Source organism: Psychrobacter sp. CX10 (genome assembly GCF_057621575.2).
Genome location: NZ_CM177736.1, coordinates 1,679,962 through 1,698,740, shown reverse-complemented (window position 1 = coordinate 1,698,740; position 18,779 = coordinate 1,679,962). Strand labels below are relative to the sequence as shown.

17 protein-coding genes are annotated in these 18,779 nt (G+C 36.9%); 12 read left to right on the top strand and 5 right to left on the bottom strand.

Translation table 11 applies throughout. The annotated features are described in order from the left end of the window. The first annotated feature begins 284 nt into the window (after window positions 1-284). The gene (locus AC21OH_RS06915; RefSeq protein WP_487371427.1) at window positions 285-1,109 is read left to right on the top strand and encodes a ferredoxin--NADP reductase; all 825 of its coding nucleotides are present in this window, start codon (window positions 285-287) and stop codon (window positions 1,107-1,109) included. A gap of 180 nt (window positions 1,110-1,289) precedes the next feature. Here the strand turns inward: AC21OH_RS06915 and AC21OH_RS06910 are convergent, their stop codons facing one another. From AC21OH_RS06910 to AC21OH_RS06895, 4 genes are all read right to left on the bottom strand, one after another. After that, complete coding sequence (locus tag AC21OH_RS06910; protein WP_487371426.1) at window positions 1,290-2,108, bottom strand: hypothetical protein; 819 nt, start codon at window positions 2,106-2,108, stop codon at window positions 1,290-1,292. Between the two features lie 222 nt (window positions 2,109-2,330). After that, a complete protein-coding gene (locus AC21OH_RS06905) occupies window positions 2,331-3,113 on the bottom strand; it encodes a MipA/OmpV family protein (RefSeq protein ID WP_487371425.1) in 783 nt (260 codons plus the stop codon). Window positions 3,114-3,251: 138 nt separating this feature from the next. Beyond that, window positions 3,252-3,998, bottom strand: coding sequence for a rhomboid family intramembrane serine protease (locus tag AC21OH_RS06900; RefSeq protein WP_487371424.1), 747 nt, complete (start codon window positions 3,996-3,998; stop codon window positions 3,252-3,254). A 132-nt stretch (window positions 3,999-4,130) separates the two neighbouring features. Then, window positions 4,131-4,469 carry a glutaredoxin family protein gene (locus tag AC21OH_RS06895; RefSeq protein ID WP_487371423.1) on the bottom strand — a complete coding sequence of 113 codons (339 nt, stop codon included), beginning with the start codon at window positions 4,467-4,469 and terminating at the stop codon, window positions 4,131-4,133. A gap of 245 nt (window positions 4,470-4,714) precedes the next feature. On the opposite strand from AC21OH_RS06895, the gene mtgA reads away from it, so the two are divergent. The 5 genes from mtgA to AC21OH_RS06870 all read left to right on the top strand — a co-directional run bounded on the left by mtgA (window position 4,715) and on the right by AC21OH_RS06870 (window position 9,438). Next, a complete protein-coding gene (gene mtgA / locus AC21OH_RS06890; protein WP_487371422.1) occupies window positions 4,715-5,392 on the top strand; it encodes a monofunctional biosynthetic peptidoglycan transglycosylase in 678 nt (225 codons plus the stop codon). 474 nt (window positions 5,393-5,866) lie between these two features. Next, window positions 5,867-7,987 carry a polyphosphate kinase 1 gene (gene ppk1, locus AC21OH_RS06885; protein ID WP_487371428.1) on the top strand — a complete coding sequence of 707 codons (2,121 nt, stop codon included), beginning with the start codon at window positions 5,867-5,869 and terminating at the stop codon, window positions 7,985-7,987. Between the two features lie 253 nt (window positions 7,988-8,240). Continuing rightward, on the top strand, window positions 8,241-8,417 hold the full coding sequence (locus AC21OH_RS06880; RefSeq protein ID WP_487371421.1) for a hypothetical protein: 177 nt from the start codon (window positions 8,241-8,243) through the stop codon (window positions 8,415-8,417). A 163-nt stretch (window positions 8,418-8,580) separates the two neighbouring features. Then, window positions 8,581-8,901, top strand: a complete 321-nt coding sequence (locus tag AC21OH_RS06875) for a hypothetical protein (protein ID WP_487371420.1) — start codon at window positions 8,581-8,583, stop codon at window positions 8,899-8,901. Window positions 8,902-9,060: 159 nt separating this feature from the next. Beyond that, entirely contained in the window at window positions 9,061-9,438 is a 378-nt protein-coding gene (locus AC21OH_RS06870) for a hypothetical protein (RefSeq protein WP_487371419.1), read from the top strand. Between the two features lie 117 nt (window positions 9,439-9,555). Here the strand turns inward: AC21OH_RS06870 and AC21OH_RS06865 are convergent, their stop codons facing one another. Continuing rightward, entirely contained in the window at window positions 9,556-10,302 is a 747-nt protein-coding gene (locus tag AC21OH_RS06865; RefSeq protein WP_487371418.1) for a MiaE family protein, read from the bottom strand. A 761-nt stretch (window positions 10,303-11,063) separates the two neighbouring features. Here AC21OH_RS06865 and AC21OH_RS06860 point away from each other — a divergent pair. From AC21OH_RS06860 to AC21OH_RS06835, 6 genes are all read left to right on the top strand, one after another. Then, window positions 11,064-13,265, top strand: coding sequence for a malate synthase G (locus AC21OH_RS06860; protein WP_487371417.1), 2,202 nt, complete (start codon window positions 11,064-11,066; stop codon window positions 13,263-13,265). A gap of 644 nt (window positions 13,266-13,909) precedes the next feature. After that, on the top strand, window positions 13,910-14,980 hold the full coding sequence (locus AC21OH_RS06855) for a porin (protein ID WP_487371353.1): 1,071 nt from the start codon (window positions 13,910-13,912) through the stop codon (window positions 14,978-14,980). A gap of 245 nt (window positions 14,981-15,225) precedes the next feature. Beyond that, window positions 15,226-16,854: a CTP synthase gene (gene pyrG, locus AC21OH_RS06850; RefSeq protein ID WP_487371352.1), complete on the top strand. Its 1,629-nt coding sequence runs from the start codon at window positions 15,226-15,228 to the stop codon at window positions 16,852-16,854. 255 nt (window positions 16,855-17,109) lie between these two features. Continuing rightward, complete coding sequence (kdsA, locus tag AC21OH_RS06845; protein WP_487371351.1) at window positions 17,110-17,970, top strand: 3-deoxy-8-phosphooctulonate synthase; 861 nt, start codon at window positions 17,110-17,112, stop codon at window positions 17,968-17,970. Window positions 17,971-18,036: 66 nt separating this feature from the next. Next, window positions 18,037-18,285 (top strand): hypothetical protein, encoded by a 249-nt coding sequence (locus tag AC21OH_RS06840; RefSeq protein WP_487371350.1) that lies wholly within the window; start codon window positions 18,037-18,039, stop codon window positions 18,283-18,285. A gap of 217 nt (window positions 18,286-18,502) precedes the next feature. Beyond that, window positions 18,503-18,613, top strand: coding sequence for a hypothetical protein (locus AC21OH_RS06835; RefSeq protein ID WP_491140415.1), 111 nt, complete (start codon window positions 18,503-18,505; stop codon window positions 18,611-18,613). Window positions 18,614-18,779 lie beyond the last annotated feature (166 nt).

Sequence of the window (18,779 nt, the reverse complement as noted above, 5' to 3'; positions counted from 1 at the left end):
ATCAGCTATGTTCAGCGAACTTCTAAACGGTTAAGGCATTTACCTCGCTTAGCCTAAAAAATTATTAGTTTTAGTGAGTTTGATAAAGATGGGTTGTTTCTTACAATAGGTATAATTACAGCTTCGTGAGATTTAAAGTGCAATATGTTAAGCTTGTAGGGCGTTATCGCTCGGCAAGCTTTTTTATTTTAATGTTCAACAGACCCTAATATAAGACATAAATAAAAATACAATAATATAAGAATATAAGAATACAAGAATACAAGAATATATAGGTAATGAATATGACTACGGATACTCAAAATATTCAAAGCGTTGTAGTAATGTCCAAAACAACTTGGACGCCAAATTTATTCAGTTTTAAAGTCAGTCGTCCTCATAGCTTTAAATTCACTGCAGGGCAGTTTGTGCGCTTGGGTGTTAATCCGAGTCAACTGAAATTTCACATTGAAAGTGGAAATGCTGACAAAGTGCCTAACGAGGATATTTTTCGTGCGTATTCAATCGTATCCTCCCCGTATGATGAGACCTTAGAGTTCTTTTCAATCGTCATACCTGATGGCGCATTTACTTCTCAATTACAGCACCTTCAAGTAGGTGATGAGCTGATGTTGAATACCAATCCTTTTGGATTTTTGACTTTAGCACGATATCAAGAGCCACTACCTAAAGATCTTTGGTTACTGGCCACGGGTACGGGCTTAGCGCCATTCTTGTCTATGTTACAAGATCTAAAAACGTGGGAAGACTACAAACATATCATTTTGGCGTACAGTGCCCGAAGTTATGATGAGCTGGCATATATTGATCTAATCAATACGCTTGAAAAGGACTTTGGGGAACTTGTCAGCTCACCGGCTAAATTCACCTTTATACCGATTGTCACTCGCGAAACTGTTGAAGGTGCTTTAAATGATCGACTACCAAAACTATTGACAAGCGGCAAGCTTGAAACCTATGCAGGTGAGTCTTTAGCACAAGATAGTTCGCATATTATGCTTTGCGGTAATCCTGATATGGTTGAGGATACTAAAGAAACACTCAAAGAGATGGGTTTGGTGATGAACCGAAGAGGCGTCGGTAATATCGCAGTTGAGAACTACTGGTAAAGTAATCGAATGAGGTGGTTTTGGAGTGAATAAGGTTGCTTTATTAAATTTAAAAAGGATGTGGCAATATTTCGAGCTTTAAACCCAAACTTAAGCGCAAAGCTGTAACGCGATCTTTAAACTGTAACTCGAGCTAAAAACTTAAACCCGAGTGTCATTCAATTATACCTTAAATTTCAATTATTCTTTAGGTGGTTTGACCGCGTCCTTTATAGGTTTTAGTGGGCCTTTCATAAGCTCTGGATCATCATCAGGGGTAATTATATTCTGGTCATTAGAATTGGCAATAAGATCACGTACGTTTACTTTGGTTTTTAGCACCAGCTGTTCTTCTTCAACAAGGCCATAGTTTACTTGTACCTTATGAAGCGTACTCATAATTTTCTTATTGCGCTTAAGCCAGCGATTGATATCTAAATACAAAATATTATCCTTTGGCTTAACAATATTTATTTTGTGCAAAATAACACCAAGGGGGTCTCTTTTTAGTACACTATGATAAAACCATATGAGCAGCTTTATACCATAACGCTTAAAAATTGAATCACAGCGTAACTTTAGAACATCGGTATAAGTCAGTTGACCAAATACAAAGCGCTGTACATCACGATCAATTTGAACATGAACCAGTTCAAAATTACTGGCAACTTCTGTATAAATACCTTTAATATCAATTGTACAAAATAATCTAAACCACCCCTCGTGCATTTCTAATCGTAACTCGAGTATGGCTTTGACATTGTCGGTAACAAACTTTTTAAGTGCGTCATTGACCTGTTCCTGACTCACGGGAAGTGAAAATTCATCATCAACGGAATCGGCAGCTTTGCCATACATCGATTTAAATTTATGCGTTATAGAAGACCATAAGCCTGATAGACTCTGTATGGATGACCCTGAGTCAAAAGCAGATTCAGAATCAGAATTTGTAAACTCATTGTTCTCAATTACTAAATGCTCATTGACTGTATTACTTCTAAATTGCTGAGTATTCTGCACGTAGTGTCCTTTCATATACTAATGTTCTAATAGGGCATGCCCCTAATTGGAACTTTTATAATTAATGGCATAAAAATGACTATATTTACGCTAAACAGTGTCTAACTTTTGGTTGATATTTCAATATAATTGGCAAAAACACCCTAGCTTGTGAAAAATATGTCTTATTTTTATCCTCATACTCCAAATAGGGACACGCCCTATGCTATAAGTGATAATAGATCAAAATTTATATAATAATCCCAGTGTCGTACGCGAGCTGACCCTATCATCTACCATCGGACTGTCATATTGCTCATTTGATAAGTATCGCAGAGTCTGACCGACAAATATGTCCCAGTCTTGGTTAAGTGCATACATACCATTTAGGGTAATATATGGACTTACACTTGAGTCAGGTTTATAAGGTTTAATACCTGAGACTATTGATTCGTCGTTTGATATGCCATAGTAATACTCATTAAAATCTGAGTCTACCCACTCTAATCCTGCACTGGGATATATGGTCCAATTACCAGGACTAATTCTAGCAATGTAGGAGAGTTTAGCAAGACTACCCTCACTATTACCAGTTATATCAGTCGCTAATTGACCTCGGAATCCGCCAATAGGCGTGGTTCGCATGTAGCTAAGTCCCGCCATAATTGAGACATCTCGATCATCAAGTTGCCTTAAAGCTCCATTAGCATCACCTGAATCAAATTGGTCTCCAGCCAATTGTAAATATCCTGCAAACTCATTAGCGCCATCATTTATTATATAAGCACCGAATTGGCTACCACGGGCATATACTTTATCGTTGTCATAAAACAAACTTGGTAAAATAGCAACATTATTGTCGCTGTCATAAGCATTCTTAATGTATTGTGCATTAATGCCGACGGTTAGACCGTTCTCATTTTTTTGTACAGGAACTGCTTTAAGAGAAGACTGTGCATGCGCTGAAATAGTTAAACCAGTCAGTAGTGTTAACACGAGAGCAGTCTTACAAGTTATTAATTTCATATTGAACTCTTTATGAGGTAATAAGGTTTAGCAAATCGATAAAATATGAATAATTATTCAAAGTTGATAATCGTTAAATCAATTATGGCACTTCAGATTAAGATTAGAACCGTCTTATGATAAATAATGTTCCTAAAATCAATAAATAAGCTGATTATGAAGGCTTTGCCATAATATATAAAAAACAATGGCGACAATACAATATATCAACCAGGGTAGAAATTTTGAAGTAGCGTTATTGTTAGATTTTGAATACCGATAACCTACCATAATACCTACTGCCAGAATAGCACCAGTAATGGCACCGCCAATGTGACCTGCGTTATCGATTCCGGGAACGGCAAAGCCATACATTAAGTTTATACCCATGACAATAGCCAAGCTTTTTAGCTGGGGGCTGCCGCCTTTACTTGGGAAATTTAGGAGAGTGCGTTTTAGAAGCTCCACCATAAGTAGGGCCATACCGATTCCCATGATACCGCCCGAAGCACCCGCTGATATACCCGGCGCTCCATTTTCATTAATGATTTGCCACCATGTGACATAACTGTTTAATAGGTTTCCACCAATGACAGATAATAAAAAAAGTAGTAAGAATTTAACAGACCCAAATGTGACCTCAGCAACTTGTCCAAAGTAGTACATTGCAAACCCATTAAATAATAAATGCATCAACCCTATATGCAAAAAGCCACTGGTTAGCAATCGCCAAGGCTCAAATCCCATAGAAAATGGGAGTGCGTTAGCACCCCAAGCTATTAAAGATTCGATAGTAGGCTGATTGATATCAACCCCCATTGCCAATTGCATGATAAACAGAGCAATAAAGCTGCTTAATAAAATAGCGGTAACGGGCGTTTGGCTAAATAGATTTTTAATAGTCATAGACACATTTTTTAAGTCATAAAATAATTTTATTCTAGCATAGCTGACAGTTCTAGAAGGTAAGTTGGTGTTAAATAAATGCAGGGTGTTAAGTCTAAATAAAAATCCTAAACTTATAAAGCGTAACGACGATTAACTGAGTGCTTGAAGATCGACAAGAGAGAAGGGGTAATTTAACTGAGTGATTGGTGTTAATATAACGGGTATGTGGGAGGCGAACTTATTCATGAAAGTAGTCTCTAAGTCCGCAATATCTACCTTTTGGATAGGGATAGGATTAACATTCGTAAATAGCCTAAGCGTTTTTTCGGCCTCGTCACACAGATGGCATCCTTTAGTCCCCAGTAGCCACCAAGCATCGCTATCCAAACACTCAGTTGCTGATGAATCATATTGATGCATTAATTGGGACTGAATATGGTCACGAATTTGCTCAATATCATTATTATGTGTAGATTTAATCTCTGTCATGACTTTACCTTAGTTAACATAATGGACCTATATAGTTTAACTAGCTGTTTGAGCTTATATAGATAGGCTTTTTTAAGAATGAGAGCATAAAATATTAATGCATAAATACTTAAATAATATAAATGACAAGAATATGAATCGATTCAATATGCTTAATTCAAACAGCGTATTATAATAAATAGCTAGTTGTCTGATTGAGCGTAGTTTATCATCATAAAATTAAATCGTGAATTGAGCCAAATACTATGTCGGCAATATCTAAAATTTTAAAGCGCTTATTTTGGTCGTTATTTTTATTGGTTACGACCTTTTATCTATTGGTAGTAGGGTCATTATTGGTTTGGAAAACTCAGCCCATAAACAATAGTATGTTTATGATAGCGCATAGGCTGAGTGGGGGAGAGGTGCAACAACAATGGGTTGAATACGACAATATATCTAAATCTGTAAAACAAGCAGCAATAGCCAGTGAAGATGCTACATTTGTCACTCACAATGGATTCGATATCAAAAGCATTGAGGCTGCAATGAAAAAAAATGAAGATAGTGGCGCTGTCTCTGCGGGCGGATCGACCATTACTCAGCAGCTGGTTAAGAACTTATTTCTGACCTCCCATCGTTCTTACATTCGAAAAGGAATAGAAGCTAGTATTACCCTTTTGATTGAAAGTATGTGGGATAAAAAACGTATTTTGACTGCCTACCTTAATGTGGCAGAGTTTGGTGATGGGATATATGGTATAGAGGCTGCTGCACATCAATATTTTAACAAATCAGCCGGAGATTTAAATCGTGATGAGTCTGCTTTATTGATTAGTATGTTAACCAATCCAAAGTATTATCAAGATAATATGAATGCCAAACGTCTGCGTAATAAACAGCGTATTATTATGAAGCGTATGAGTAGTGCAAGCTTACCTTAATCAATTGTCTATATAGGCCTTATAGGCCATTATCGTTATATGCCATATAAGTAAGCAAATGAATATCTGTCTATTTTTACTTTACCGTGTGAGTTAATTCGGTGCATTTATGTGCACAAAGTTTGTTGACTCAATAATATCATAAGAGGTCGATTCAATATAAAAGCGTCATATTCACATGCTAATATAGTAGTTTGTAGTTTTGACTAATAAGATATAAATAGAAGGCATACCTTGTATAGTTTTAATTATAGATTGATAAAGAACATTTATAGCCATACAACTACTTGATTTAAATATAGGTAAAGGATGAGATAGACGATGACTACAACACCTGAAAATAAAACCAAAACTAATAACAAAAACAACACAATTTTGGATCAAAGGGTCGCAAATATAACTAATTCTACGCCCAGTTCTTTATCTTCAAGTGCTTCAGAGGTATCTAGTACAAATCAAAGCGGTACTGTAGACATGGAATTAGCAGTCATTGACTGGAAAAGATACGCAGATGGTACGTACTCTCCCAATTGTTACATTAATAGAGAGCTGTCTTGGCTTCAATTTCATTTAAGGGTATTGGCTCAGTCTAAGAATCCTCTTCATCCGCTTCTAGAACGTCTGTTTTTTCTAATTATTTTTTCGTCCAATATGGATGAGTTTTTTGAAATAAGAGTGGCAGGCTTAATGCAAAAGTTAAACCACGGCTACATCTCTACCAAGCCTGACAAAATGAGCCCTGGTAAAGTATTAAATCAAATATCTGTAATAGCACACAAAGCGATTGATGAGCAGTATCGCATTCTTAATGAAGATATTTTGCCAGCGTTAGCAAAGGAAGACATCCGCTATTTAAAACGAAATGAGTTAAATCCAAAACAGTCTAAATGGATGAAAGAGTATTTTATCGAGCAGGTGATGCCCGTACTAACGCCAATCAGTATTGATCCTGCACATCCATTCCCGCGCCTAGTGAACAAAAGTCTCAACTTTATTGTAAGCCTAGAAGGTAAAGATGCATTTGGCCGTGATATTAATCTGGCAGTGGTACCTGCGCCGCGTAGCTTACCTCGAGTCATACGCTTACCTGATGAGCTCACCGGTGGTAAAGAACATCACATCATGCTTTCAGCAGTGATTCATGAATATGTCAGCAAGCTATTTCCAGGAATGACAGTAACCGGCTGTCATCAATTTCGCTTAACCCGCAATGCAGACCTTGAGCTAGATGATGATGTAGAAGACATTGCTAAAGCCTTAGAAGGGGAGCTTGATAATCGACGCTTTGGTGATAAAGTTCGCTTGGAAGTTACGACCAATTGTCCCCCTGAAATTAGCAATTATTTATTAGAAGAATTTGGCTTGCATGACAATCAACTATATCGTGTTAATGGCCCGGTTAATTTGACACGGTTATTATTTGATTTTGATGTGCCAAAATTGCGTTATGAACCCTTCACTCACGCAATTCCTAAGCCATTTAGAAGAGAGGCGTTCGAGAATGGTGAAAGTATGTTCACCGTTATTAGACGAGGCGATGTGCTGCTTCACCATCCTTTTGACTCGTTTAATCCTGTAGTGAACTTCGTACGTCAAGCGGCGCATGATCCAAAAGTATTGGCTATAAAGCAAACGTTGTACCGCTCGGCTAATAATTCAGAGCTGGTGGAAGCCCTTAAAACAGCAGCTCGAAATGGTAAAGAAGTGACAGCGATTATTGAGCTGCGTGCGCGTTTTGATGAGGCATCAAATATTGAAGTTGCCAATGAGTTACAAGAAGCAGGGGCGGTGGTCGTATATGGTATTGTGGGTTATAAAACGCATGCAAAACTTATGCTTGTGGTCCGCCGTGAAAACAACAAAATACGCCGATATGTTCATTTAGGTACGGGTAACTATCATGAAGGTAACGCCAAAGCTTATACCGATTATGGTTTATTTACCTCAGACCCTGAAATGTCAGAAGATGTTCATAAGATTTTCCAAGAGCTTACAGGTATGGGTAAAGCGGCTAATGTAAGTAAGTTGTTACATGCACCATTCACTTTACATAGTACGCTGCTTTCATATATTGATGATGAGATAGAACATGCAAAAGCGGGCAAAAAAGCACATATAATAGTGAAATGTAATGCGCTAACAGAGCGTCACCTAATTGATCGGCTTTATGATGCGTCGCAAGCTGGTGTTAAAATTGAACTTATATTACGCTCCATGAGCTGTATCCGCCCTCAAATAAAAGGGCTGTCTGAAAATATTACCGTTCGTTCGGTAGTGGGTCGGTTTTTAGAACATACGCGTGTCTATTATTTCTACAATAACGGAGATGAGCGTTTGTACTGCGGTAGTGCGGATTGGATGAGCCGAAACCTGTTTCATCGAGTAGAGGTGGCTTTTCCAGTTGAAGACCCTAAAATATTTAAACGGGTATTTGAAGATGGTTTGATAAGCTATTTAAAAGATAATGTACAAGCTTGGTCTTTACATGGGGATGGTTCTTGGCATCAATTATCACCAAAAGATGGAGAAGCGCCTTTTATTGCTCAAGAGTATTTACTACATACAATCAATGGCGTCTCTTATATTAAAGAATAACTTTTAATATATAGATTAGCGATAAAAGTGTTCAATAATTATTTATATCTCATACAGGCGACTTTTCTTACAGGCAACTTTGTTTCACAAAGTTGCTTTTTTATCAACATAATTAAACACAATGCTACGTGTTTCCAATAGTTTAAAGCCTTAGTTAGTTTTAATATAATTTATATACTATCACTAATTCTAAAACCTAAAGTAGTTGATAAATTTTAAATAAACAAAACTTTTTACTATAAGGATAGGTCTTATGACAAATAAATCAAATGATGAAGCGAACAAATCAGATATTCAACAATCTGTAGAAGATGTCAATCCAAATAGCGTTGAAGACAACCTAAAAGATGCAGATGCTAAAGAACCTGAGAACCTCTCTGAAAAAGAACAAACTCCTTTCATAGAAGATGAACTGCGTACGGACAAATAGTTTGAAAATGTAGTATAACTATGTTTTGAAATTTGAAGTTTTTACTAATTAGTCTCAAATAATAATATTGCATTAAACCATGTATGTGACTTAATAATTTTCATCGTAAACTTTCTGCAGATAATTTTAAAACGTATTATTTAAACTTAATATAGGAATAAGTATGTCAATAAATAAAACTATTAAAGTAGAAACAGGCCTTGACGAACCTAAAAAACCGTACAACGGTCCTGATGATGTGAACGAATTACCTTCTATCGATCAGCATCAAACTAAAGTTGAAGACGATAAAAAAGATGATTTAGAACCTGGTTCTTATGAGGGCACTAAGTATCAATCAAAAATTGATGGACCTCAGCAAGCCTCTCAAGAAACTGATGATGTTTATGAAGATGGCCGTGTTAAAGATGGTGGTTTACCCCCTGCTGGTAAAAACGTTGGCGATCTTAATGTGAATGACCTCGGACGCCATGATAAGGATTAGTTGTCTTGCTTTATTAATAGGCTCTATTTATAGACTATATTAACAGTCCCTGATAATAGACTCTTTAAAATACTTAGCAAGGTCTACTAATACTAACAACTTTGATTACATAGAACCATACATTCCAAACTTTTTAACTATTTAGGAAGAATATAACAAATGAAGGATCCCAATTTAATTAAAACGCCTATCGATAAATCACTAGACACCGACGCAAATGCTATTAAATCTGATGCTCATGTAGATTCAAACGCAAATATAGATGCTACAGTGAATAAAGGTACTGATACGCTAACAAACGATGTGGTTGATAGCGAGCATGTCAAACAAGGTGATAACCCTGCGCGTCAGCCTGACAGAAGAGATCAGCAAGGTAGTACGCCTTTTGATGATAATGTTAACCAAGACACGATCAGTAAAAATGATCCGAATAACGACATCACTGAAGAGCCGCAAAGTGATGAAATTACCGAACAAAATAGATATGCGACTGTAGATAATGCTCAAACTCGCGTATTAAATACAGATGAACGTTAATGTTTATGCACAATAACTAACATTGTTCATGATTAGCTTAACCCTAAAAAGTCAGCTCAATTGAGCTGACTTTTTGTTTTTTAAGTTATGTTATCAGTTTATTTTGCTTAAAAGAGGTTATGAAGGAACACCACTGTGGAAGCGAAGTTCATTATCTCTACTTGTAATTAGATCTGCTTCAACTTGTTTAAAAAAAAGAATACGCTGGTCCACATTCAAGGTATTAATATCTTTGTTGAAACTACTATTTATTGTTTTTGACATAGTGTCATAGTCAATATCATAACCACTATCAGGCGCTAAAGAGCGCGCTAAAGTCAGGTAATCTTCATAATGACGACTCTCAGACTTTAAAAGATAACGATAATATTTTGCCAATCTTGTATCATCTATAACCTCACTTAGCGCTGCAAACCGCTCGCAAGAACGCGCTTCAATAAATGCACCAATAATAAGTACATCTATCATAGCAGCAGGCTCATAAGTGCGCTTATACTTTAGCATGCCTTTGGCGTAGCGGCTGGCAGGTAAGTGCGCCCACTTTTGACCGCGTTCTTTCATGATATTAACTACTTGCTCATAATGCAGCATCTCTTCTCTTATAAGCTGTGCTAGTTTCAACTGTAAGTTTTGATGAAATTCATATCGGAACATAAGGTTCATTGCTGTGCCTGCAGCTTTCTTTTCACAATTAGCATGATCTTGGATAATCGTGGGTAAATCATTAATTGCTGCGTCCAGCCACCGCTTTGAAGTACGGGCACCTAAAAAGTCATGGATATGTGAGATATCAGTATTCGCTGGGGCTGAAATAGTATTGCTTTTATCATTTATCAAACTATCATTTATTATAATTTCATTCATAAAATTGCTCGTTTGTTAGACGGATTATCAAAAAATATACTGGGGCGTGTGGAGCATTTAAATGTGGAACTATCAGGTGCTATTTTTAGTCAATATGAAGTAATATTTTCGACACCTAGCATTCTAGGTTATAAAATTTTGCAATATATTGGCAAAAAATAGACCTGACCCCCTCTCGAGCACAGCTCTCGCATTGCGGACGGACAAAGCAGTGCTTTGCTCGAGAACCGTTCTCAGGGCTGATGCTAAAATTGCCCTAAACGTTATTGTTAATCTAACTAAGGTACAATAAGTTACGGGCTTTATCGTCGATTAACGCCTAGTTTAGAACACAGCTTGGATTAATTGGTAGTTATCAGCAATCCCAATATCTGAATACTCCAACACGCCCTATATTTATAAAGGTTTATAGTATCAAATTTTATGCGTTCATAGGTCCGCTTAAATTCTTACAAATAAGGTGAGCTTATATAGATGTTTAATTTTTAGAACTCATCAGTACAATTTTGTAAAACCTCAATAATATTAGGCTCATAGACTACTATCATAGCAATAAAGACCAAACATTTTTTATTGAAATGGCGCTTTCTTGTTAATTTATCTCTTTGATAGTAGTATGAACAATGAAGACTTATTGATACATTTAATTACTGCTATAAACGCATGTAATCTATTAGTACGTTTAGATTTTTATATAAAATTATCATATTGAATACTTTAAAATACTGCCAATTACATTCACCGTTATAGGATTAGATAGCATGAGTAACTGTACAAATAATAATGAAAATCGCGTTCAAAAAGGCATATTAGCAATCGATAGCGAGCTATATAATTTTATCGAAAAAGATGTGTTACCAAGAGTTGGTGTAGATTCAGAAGCATATTGGGAAAACTTCGCGGATATCTTAAAGAAATTTACACCTCGCAATAAAGAGCTGCTTGCTAAACGAGATGAACTTCAATCAAAAATTGATGAGTGGCATCTCAATAACCCAGCTAAAGAAGGTGAGATTGATTATCCTAAATATAAGCAATTTTTAAAAGACATTGGGTACTTATTGCCGGAAGGTGATGACTTTCAAGTATCTACCGAAAACGTAGACCCCGAAATTGCTAGTATTCCTGGACCACAGTTAGTAGTGCCAGTACGTAATGCTCGTTATGCCCTTAATGCAGCAAATGCGCGTTGGGGGAGTTTCTATGATGCGTTATATGGTACTGATATGATAGATACTGCCGATGGTAAAGATAAGGGCAGCAGCTACAATCCAAAACGTGGAGCGGAAGTCGTTGCTTATGCAAAAGCGTTTTTAGATGAACACTTTGCATTGGCTGAGGGTAGTTATACGAATGTCACTGGATTTAGTATTGAAAATGGTAGTCTTGTGATTTCACAAGGTGATAGCAAAACTCATTTAGCTGATTCAGCTCAGTTTGTTGGGTATGTAGGTCAAGAGGATAGCCCTACCGGTATTTTACTTAAAAATAATAATCTACATGTTGAGATTCAGATCGAAGCTAATCATCCCGTTGGTCAAGACGATCCTGCTCATATCAAGGATGTCTTATTAGAGTCTGCAATTACTGCCATTCAAGACTGTGAAGATTCAGTAGCAGCTGTGGATGCTGAAGAGAAAGTAGAAGCGTACCGCAACTGGTTCGGTCTTATGAATGGGGATCTTACCGAAACCTTTTACAAAGGAGATAAAGAGCTGACCCGTCAATTAAATCCTGATCGTGAATATACCACGCCGGATGGCGGCAAGTTGGTTTTACCAGGACGTGCTGTATTGCTCATTAGAAATGTGGGTCACTTAATGCAGAACCCTGCCATATTAGTTAATTTGGGTGAAGCTCAAGAAGAGATCTTTGAAGGTATTATGGATGCTTTAATTACACCATTATTAACTATCAACGATATTAAAAATAATAACAAGCGCTCAAACTCACGTAAAGGCTCAATGTATATTGTAAAACCAAAAATGCATGGTCCAGATGAAGTGAAGTTTGCGAACGATTTATTTGCCGCTGTAGAAGATGCTTTGGGTCTAGAGCGAAATACCATTAAGATGGGCGTGATGGATGAAGAACGTCGTACTACCGTTAATCTAAAAGAAAGTATCCGTCAAGCTAAGGAGCGTGTTATTTTCATCAATACAGGGTTCCTAGACCGTACCGGTGATGAGATGCATACCAGTATGAATGCTGGTCCATTTGTACGTAAGGGTGAGATGAAGTCACAAGCATGGCAACCTGCGTATGAGCAGTGGAACGTAGATATTGGTATCGAAACAGGCCTTATAGGTCGTGCTCAAATCGGTAAGGGGATGTGGGCAAAACCTGATGAAATGAAAGAGATGGTTGAAACCAAATCCAATCATCCAAAATCTGGTGCTACAACTGCATGGGTACCTTCTCCAACAGGGGCAACGCTGCATAGCATTCATTATCATGAAACCAACGTCCAAGACGTTCAAGAAAGCTTCAAAGGGCGTGAACGTGCAAGTCTTGATGATATATTAACGATACCATTGGCTAAAGATACCAATTGGAGCGATGAGGATAAACGCCAAGAGCTTGATAATAATGCGCAGGGTATCTTAGGATATGTTGTACGCTGGGTTGATCACGGTGTCGGATGCTCCAAGGTTCCAGATATTAATAACGTAGGTCTAATGGAAGACCGTGCCACCTTGCGTATTTCAAGCCAACATATTGCGAACTGGTTGCATCATGGTATTGTTACCGAAGAGCAAGTTATGGAATCAATGAAACGCATGGCTAAGGTTGTAGATGAGCAAAACCAAGGGGATCCAAACTATATGCCTATGTCCGATGATTATGAAAACTCTATCGCATTTCAAGCCGCTTGTGATTTAGTATTTAAAGGCCGTGAGCAGCCAAGTGGGTATACTGAGCCCTTATTACATGCAGCGCGTTTAAAGCTTAAACAGTGCTAATTTTTGTGATCCACTTATTGTTAACTAAACTATATATTTAACTAAAGTTAATGTAGTAAAGTGTGCGTTTATAAACTTTAAAGCTTCTGCTAAATATTATTTTGCAGAAGCTTTTTTTATGGCATCAAACTATATATTATTAAAAAGTAAATAACAGTAAAAACGAACTCAATAAGTTTAAAGGTTGATAAATCTTTAGACTTTAAATGGAATTAAGAATGAACTTCAACACTCGATTTGAATTAATTAATATTAGACAGGTTATAAAAACTATAAATTTTGCTTAAATAAATTAAACTCTATATTACAAATATTTATTAAGAATAATTATCATTAATTGGGTTAAATAAATGTTGCAAATTATTTCAAAGTTGATATTATAATTCTTGAAGTATCAATTTAGTCAACAAAGTAACATTAGTATTAAGTTAAACCCACGAATGTGTATACTTATGTAAATTAAGTAGTATTATAATTCTAAGTTTTAACAATAATGTCATACCAAGTTGTCATAATTGCACCTAATCCTGTTCTTATCAGACTATTTTTATAATAGTTTATTGATTTGAATTAATTAAGGAAGACTGGGCGTTAGCTTATTAGAGCAGCCCATAACTAAAATTGTAAAGTGGAGAGACTCCCCCATGAAAAAATTACTTTTAGCAACAGCAGTCGCTGCTCTATCTGTATCCGCAGCTAACGCTGCACCTACCGTTTACGGTAAAGCATTTTTGATACTTGATTACGCTTCTGGTGACAACGATACCTCTACAGTAATCACTACGACACCTACAGCTGGTGGCGCTTCTGAAGTCCAACGCCCAGCAAATGTTGGAACCGATGCTGATAGTACTAAACTTAACTCACATACTTCACGTGTAGGCTTGAAAGGTTCTGAAGCTTTAACTGCAGATACAGACGTTGTATACAAGCTTGAATTTGGCATCGATATTGATAGTGAAAATAATGGTAAAGATCAATTCTATTCTCGTGATACCTACCTTGGTTTAGCTAATGCTGAACTAGGTACACTAGTTGCAGGTCGTTTAACTACTATCGATGATAATGTTGACTTCGCAGATGTACTTCAAGGTAAGAACGTAGCTAAGAATGCTGGCCCTTCTTTTGATGAACCACGTTTAGATAATTCGTTCGCATATATTTCACCAAATTATGATGGTATGAAATTTTATGCTATGTATAGTATTGATTCTGATCAAGATGCGGGCAATCAATACAACGCAGATCAATATGGCGTTGCAGCAACTTATGAATTAAATGACATGATGAATGTCGGTGCCTCTTATATTGGATATGGTGAGATTAGTCATGCACGTATTTCAGGTAACTATGCAGTATCACCTATGTTGACAGTAGGTGCCATGTATCAAAACTCTGACTGGGACACTGATGACAACGAAAACGCTTTCGTTGTAAGTGGTAAGATGAAAACTGGTACTCCATGGGCTCCATATGCACAGATCAACTTAGTTGACAATGTTGGCGGTGCCTCTGACGCTGAATCTATGGGTATTGGTATTGGTAGTAAGTATGCATTTACTAAAGCTGCAATTGGTCACATTTATGCAGGTTACATAGATGCTGAAGAAACTGAGACTGAAACTATAGTTGATGGTAATAATACCGTTGTAACTGAAACCACCAATGAAGAAGACGGTCTAGGTATTGGTGTTGGTCTTGAATACGTATTCTAATAATCTTTAGAATCTATTTAAATAAAAACTCATCCTCTCGGGGGTGAGTTTTTTTGTTTCTGAACCAGACATAATAAAAAAGCTATTATATTAAAGGCTATTGAAATACTAAATAATGTTATAAAAACCTAAGATACTAATATTCGATGGTTGTATCAATTTAATATTAAGTCAACCCTATAATTTTGTACCGAAATTTAGTAAAATCCCATCTTACTAATTGCTCTCGCATTAAGAATAAAATTATGACGAAATTTATATTTGTGACCGGTGGGGTTGTCTCCTCACTGGGTAAAGGTATTACTGCAGCCTCCTTAGCCGCTATTTTAGAAGCCCGTGGTCTCAAAGTTACCATGACCAAAATGGATCCTTATATTAATGTTGATCCAGGCACAATGAGTCCTTTTCAACATGGTGAGGTTTTTGTCACCGAAGATGGTGCCGAGACTGACCTAGATTTAGGTTATTACGAGCGTTTTTTACGTCATTCTAAAATGAGTAAAACGAATAACTTTACCAGTGGTCGTATTTATCAAAATGTACTAAACAAAGAGCGCCGTGGTGACTACCTAGGTGGTACGGTTCAAGTAATACCGCATATTACTGATGAAATTAAACATCGCATACATACCAGCGGTGAAGGTTATGACATTGCCATCATAGAAATCGGTGGTACGGTTGGTGATATTGAATCTCTACCATTTATGGAAGCGGTGCGTCAAATGCAAGTAGAGTTGGGGCGTAATCGAGCCATGCTGATGCATCTTACTCTAGTGCCTTATATTTCAAGTGCGGGGGAAACTAAAACTAAGCCTACGCAGCACTCGGTTAAGGAGCTGCGTTCAATTGGTTTACAACCTGATATATTAATTTGCCGCTCTGATCATAAAATTAGTGAAGACAACCGTCGTAAGATTGCTCTCTTTACCAATGTTGAAGAACGTGCGGTTATTATGTGCGAAGATGCTGAAACAATATATCAAATACCGCGTACGCTACATGAACAAGATTTAGACGATATCATTTGCGAACGTTTTGGTATAGACGCGCCAGAAGCTGATCTTTCAGATTGGGATAAGGTCGTTGATAGATTAGTGAATGCAGAAGGTCAGGTAAATATTGCGATTGTCGGAAAATACGTCGAGCTCCCTGATGCGTATAAATCTATAAACGAAGCGTTATTACACGCGGGCATTACATTTAAAACACATGTTAATATTGAATATGTAGATGCCGAAGCGTTTGAAACAAATGATAGCTTATTTGATACCCTAAAACAGGTAAATGGTATTTTAGTACCAGGAGGCTTTGGAGAGCGCGGTAAACTAGGTAAAATGCGTGCTATTACTTATGCCCGTGAAAATAAAGTACCTTATTTAGGTATTTGTCTAGGAATGCAGTTAGCGGTCATAGAATATGCAACTAATGTTCTGCAATTAGAAGCAGATTCGACTGAATTTAATCGTAAAGTAGCAGAGCCTATCATTGGTTTAATCACTGAATGGGTTGATGAACGCGGCGAATTACAGATTCGAAATGATGAATCTAATTTAGGCGGCACCATGCGTTTAGGTAGTCAAGAAGCAGAGCTTGTAGAAGGTACTAAATTGCACCAAATCTATGGATCTAAAGTTATTAATGAACGTCATCGTCACCGTTATGAGATGAATAATCGATATGTAAAACCACTTGAAGAAGCTGGTATGACTATTTCAGGTTATTCTGCAAAACAACATTTGGTAGAATCAGTTGAAATAGACGATCATCCTTGGTTTATCGCGGTTCAATTCCATCCTGAATTTACCAGCTCTCCGCGCGAAGGTCACCCTTTATTTGCAAGTTTTGTAGAAGCGGCTATTTCTAATAAAACTTAAGTTAATAATAAGACTTAAGTTGATTTATTTAAAAAATTGATACAGTTTTTTAATAGTTGCTTTAATCAGTCAGGATAAAGCGAAAAGAGATTAGGGCATCCTAATCTCTTTTTTGTTTTTAACTCAGTTGTGGTGTTTTGTATATTAGGTTTGTATTCAGCACAGCTTGTACTACAATTATTTAAATAACTTTTAACACCTTTTAACACCTTTGCTATAAGTCCATTTATAGATAATCTTTTAAAGAGCATAATTATGACCGCATTAACTCAAGCACAATCTCAAATACAGTTAGGTGATATAAGCATAGCCAATGACAAACCTTTTGTACTATTCGGCGGAATGAATGTACTAGAATCCAAAGAACTCGCTTTTGAAATAGCTGAAGGCTATATTGAAATTTGTAATCGTCTTGGCATAGGTTATGTATTTAAGGCAAGCTTCGATAAAGCCAATCGATCAAGTTTAAATTCTTATCGAGGTCCTGGCTTAGAACAAGGTGTAGATTGGTTGGGTCAAATTAAAGAAAAATATAATGTTCCAATCATTACTGATGTGCACGAGCCTAATCAAGCACAACCCGTTGCCGAAGTGGCAGATATTATTCAATTGCCTGCATTCTTGAGTCGTCAGACTGACTTGGTTCAGGCTATGGCTAAGACTGGCGCTATTATCAATATCAAAAAAGCCCAATTTTTAGCACCTCATGAGATGCGTCACATCATCAATAAATGTTTAGAAGCGGGAAATGATAAGCTTATCCTTTGTGAGCGGGGCACTTCGTTTGGTTACAATAACCTAGTGGTAGATATGCTTGGCTTTGATACTATGAAGCAGATGGAGGTTCCCGTATTCTTTGATGTGACTCATAGTCTACAGCAGCCTGGTGCTCGCAGTGACAGTGCAGGGGGGCGACGTGAACAAATTACCACGCTGGCTCGTGCTGGTATGGCAACTGGGCTTGCAGGCTTGTTTTTGGAAGCCCATCCAGAACCTGAGGTCGCAAAATGTGACGGTCCTTGTGCGTTAAGAATGAGTCAATTAGAACCGTTTTTAGCACAATTAAAACAAATCGATAATTTGGTTAAAAGCTTTAAAGTTTTAGATACCCATTAGTTTTTAGCGCCCATTAGTTTTGGAACCTATTAGTTTATACAACCTTAAGATTTAAAGGTAAGAAATATGGCTATTAAGCAAGCACAATTCCAGTTTGATAATATTGATGATGCACGAGGCGTTGAGACTTTAATGACTGCTTTAGAAAATATTGATGGTGTGACCGACATTCAATTAAAACCGAATGATCGCATAGGTATCGTAAACTATGAGGATACTGAAACGACGATTCACGCTATCAAGGCTGCTTTAAACACTGTGGACTATGTTACTCAGCCATATCCTTATGACGCACCCCAGAATCCGGATAATTAATAAAAATTAATAATTTTAAAAGCATTAGAAAAACAGCCCACAACCAATAATTTTACTTTTAAACTAAAAGCTTAATAGACGACAAGCCTAAAAGGAGGAAATTATGACTACTGAAACTCGAATCTTAAACATTGATGGGATGACTTGTGAGGGTTGAGTAAAAAGTGTACATAACGCCGTTGAATCCCTTAGCGGCTTACAAACGGTCAGTGTTGAAATTGAGAATAACTTAGCTACAGTTACTTTTGATGCTGAACAAGTATCTGCAAATACCATAGCTCAAGAAATTGAGGAAGCAGGATTTGATGCGACAGTAGCTAATAATTAGATTTTTATTAGTAAGTAAATATCGTACAGTATAAAAAATTTTTAGAGTATTTACTTAATCACATTACTAGATGCTAACAATGCCAGCTTAATGCTGGCTTTTATGTGTTTAGGCTTTTATATTATTGAGCGGTGTAAGACTAGAAATAGAGTTATAATACCCTTAT

What these genes read in the sequence shown, in the direction of transcription:
- kdsA (WP_487371351.1), top strand. Translation starts at nt 17,110, where the DNA reads ATGACCGCATTAACTCAAGCACAATCTCAAATACAGTTAGGTGATATA.
- AC21OH_RS06870 (WP_487371419.1), top strand. Translation starts at nt 9,061, where the DNA reads ATGAAGGATCCCAATTTAATTAAAACGCCTATCGATAAATCACTAGAC.
- pyrG (WP_487371352.1), top strand. Translation starts at nt 15,226, where the DNA reads ATGACGAAATTTATATTTGTGACCGGTGGGGTTGTCTCCTCACTGGGT.
- AC21OH_RS06875 (WP_487371420.1), top strand. Translation starts at nt 8,581, where the DNA reads ATGTCAATAAATAAAACTATTAAAGTAGAAACAGGCCTTGACGAACCT.
- ppk1 (WP_487371428.1), top strand. Translation starts at nt 5,867, where the DNA reads ATGGAATTAGCAGTCATTGACTGGAAAAGATACGCAGATGGTACGTAC.
- AC21OH_RS06840 (WP_487371350.1), top strand. Translation starts at nt 18,037, where the DNA reads ATGGCTATTAAGCAAGCACAATTCCAGTTTGATAATATTGATGATGCA.
- AC21OH_RS06905 (WP_487371425.1), bottom strand. Translation starts at nt 3,113, where the DNA reads ATGAAATTAATAACTTGTAAGACTGCTCTCGTGTTAACACTACTGACT.
- AC21OH_RS06860 (WP_487371417.1), top strand. Translation starts at nt 11,064, where the DNA reads ATGAGTAACTGTACAAATAATAATGAAAATCGCGTTCAAAAAGGCATA.
- AC21OH_RS06900 (WP_487371424.1), bottom strand. Translation starts at nt 3,998, where the DNA reads ATGACTATTAAAAATCTATTTAGCCAAACGCCCGTTACCGCTATTTTA.
- AC21OH_RS06880 (WP_487371421.1), top strand. Translation starts at nt 8,241, where the DNA reads ATGACAAATAAATCAAATGATGAAGCGAACAAATCAGATATTCAACAA.
- AC21OH_RS06855 (WP_487371353.1), top strand. Translation starts at nt 13,910, where the DNA reads ATGAAAAAATTACTTTTAGCAACAGCAGTCGCTGCTCTATCTGTATCC.
- AC21OH_RS06865 (WP_487371418.1), bottom strand. Translation starts at nt 10,302, where the DNA reads ATGAATGAAATTATAATAAATGATAGTTTGATAAATGATAAAAGCAAT.
- mtgA (WP_487371422.1), top strand. Translation starts at nt 4,715, where the DNA reads ATGTCGGCAATATCTAAAATTTTAAAGCGCTTATTTTGGTCGTTATTT.
- AC21OH_RS06895 (WP_487371423.1), bottom strand. Translation starts at nt 4,469, where the DNA reads ATGACAGAGATTAAATCTACACATAATAATGATATTGAGCAAATTCGT.
- AC21OH_RS06915 (WP_487371427.1), top strand. Translation starts at nt 285, where the DNA reads ATGACTACGGATACTCAAAATATTCAAAGCGTTGTAGTAATGTCCAAA.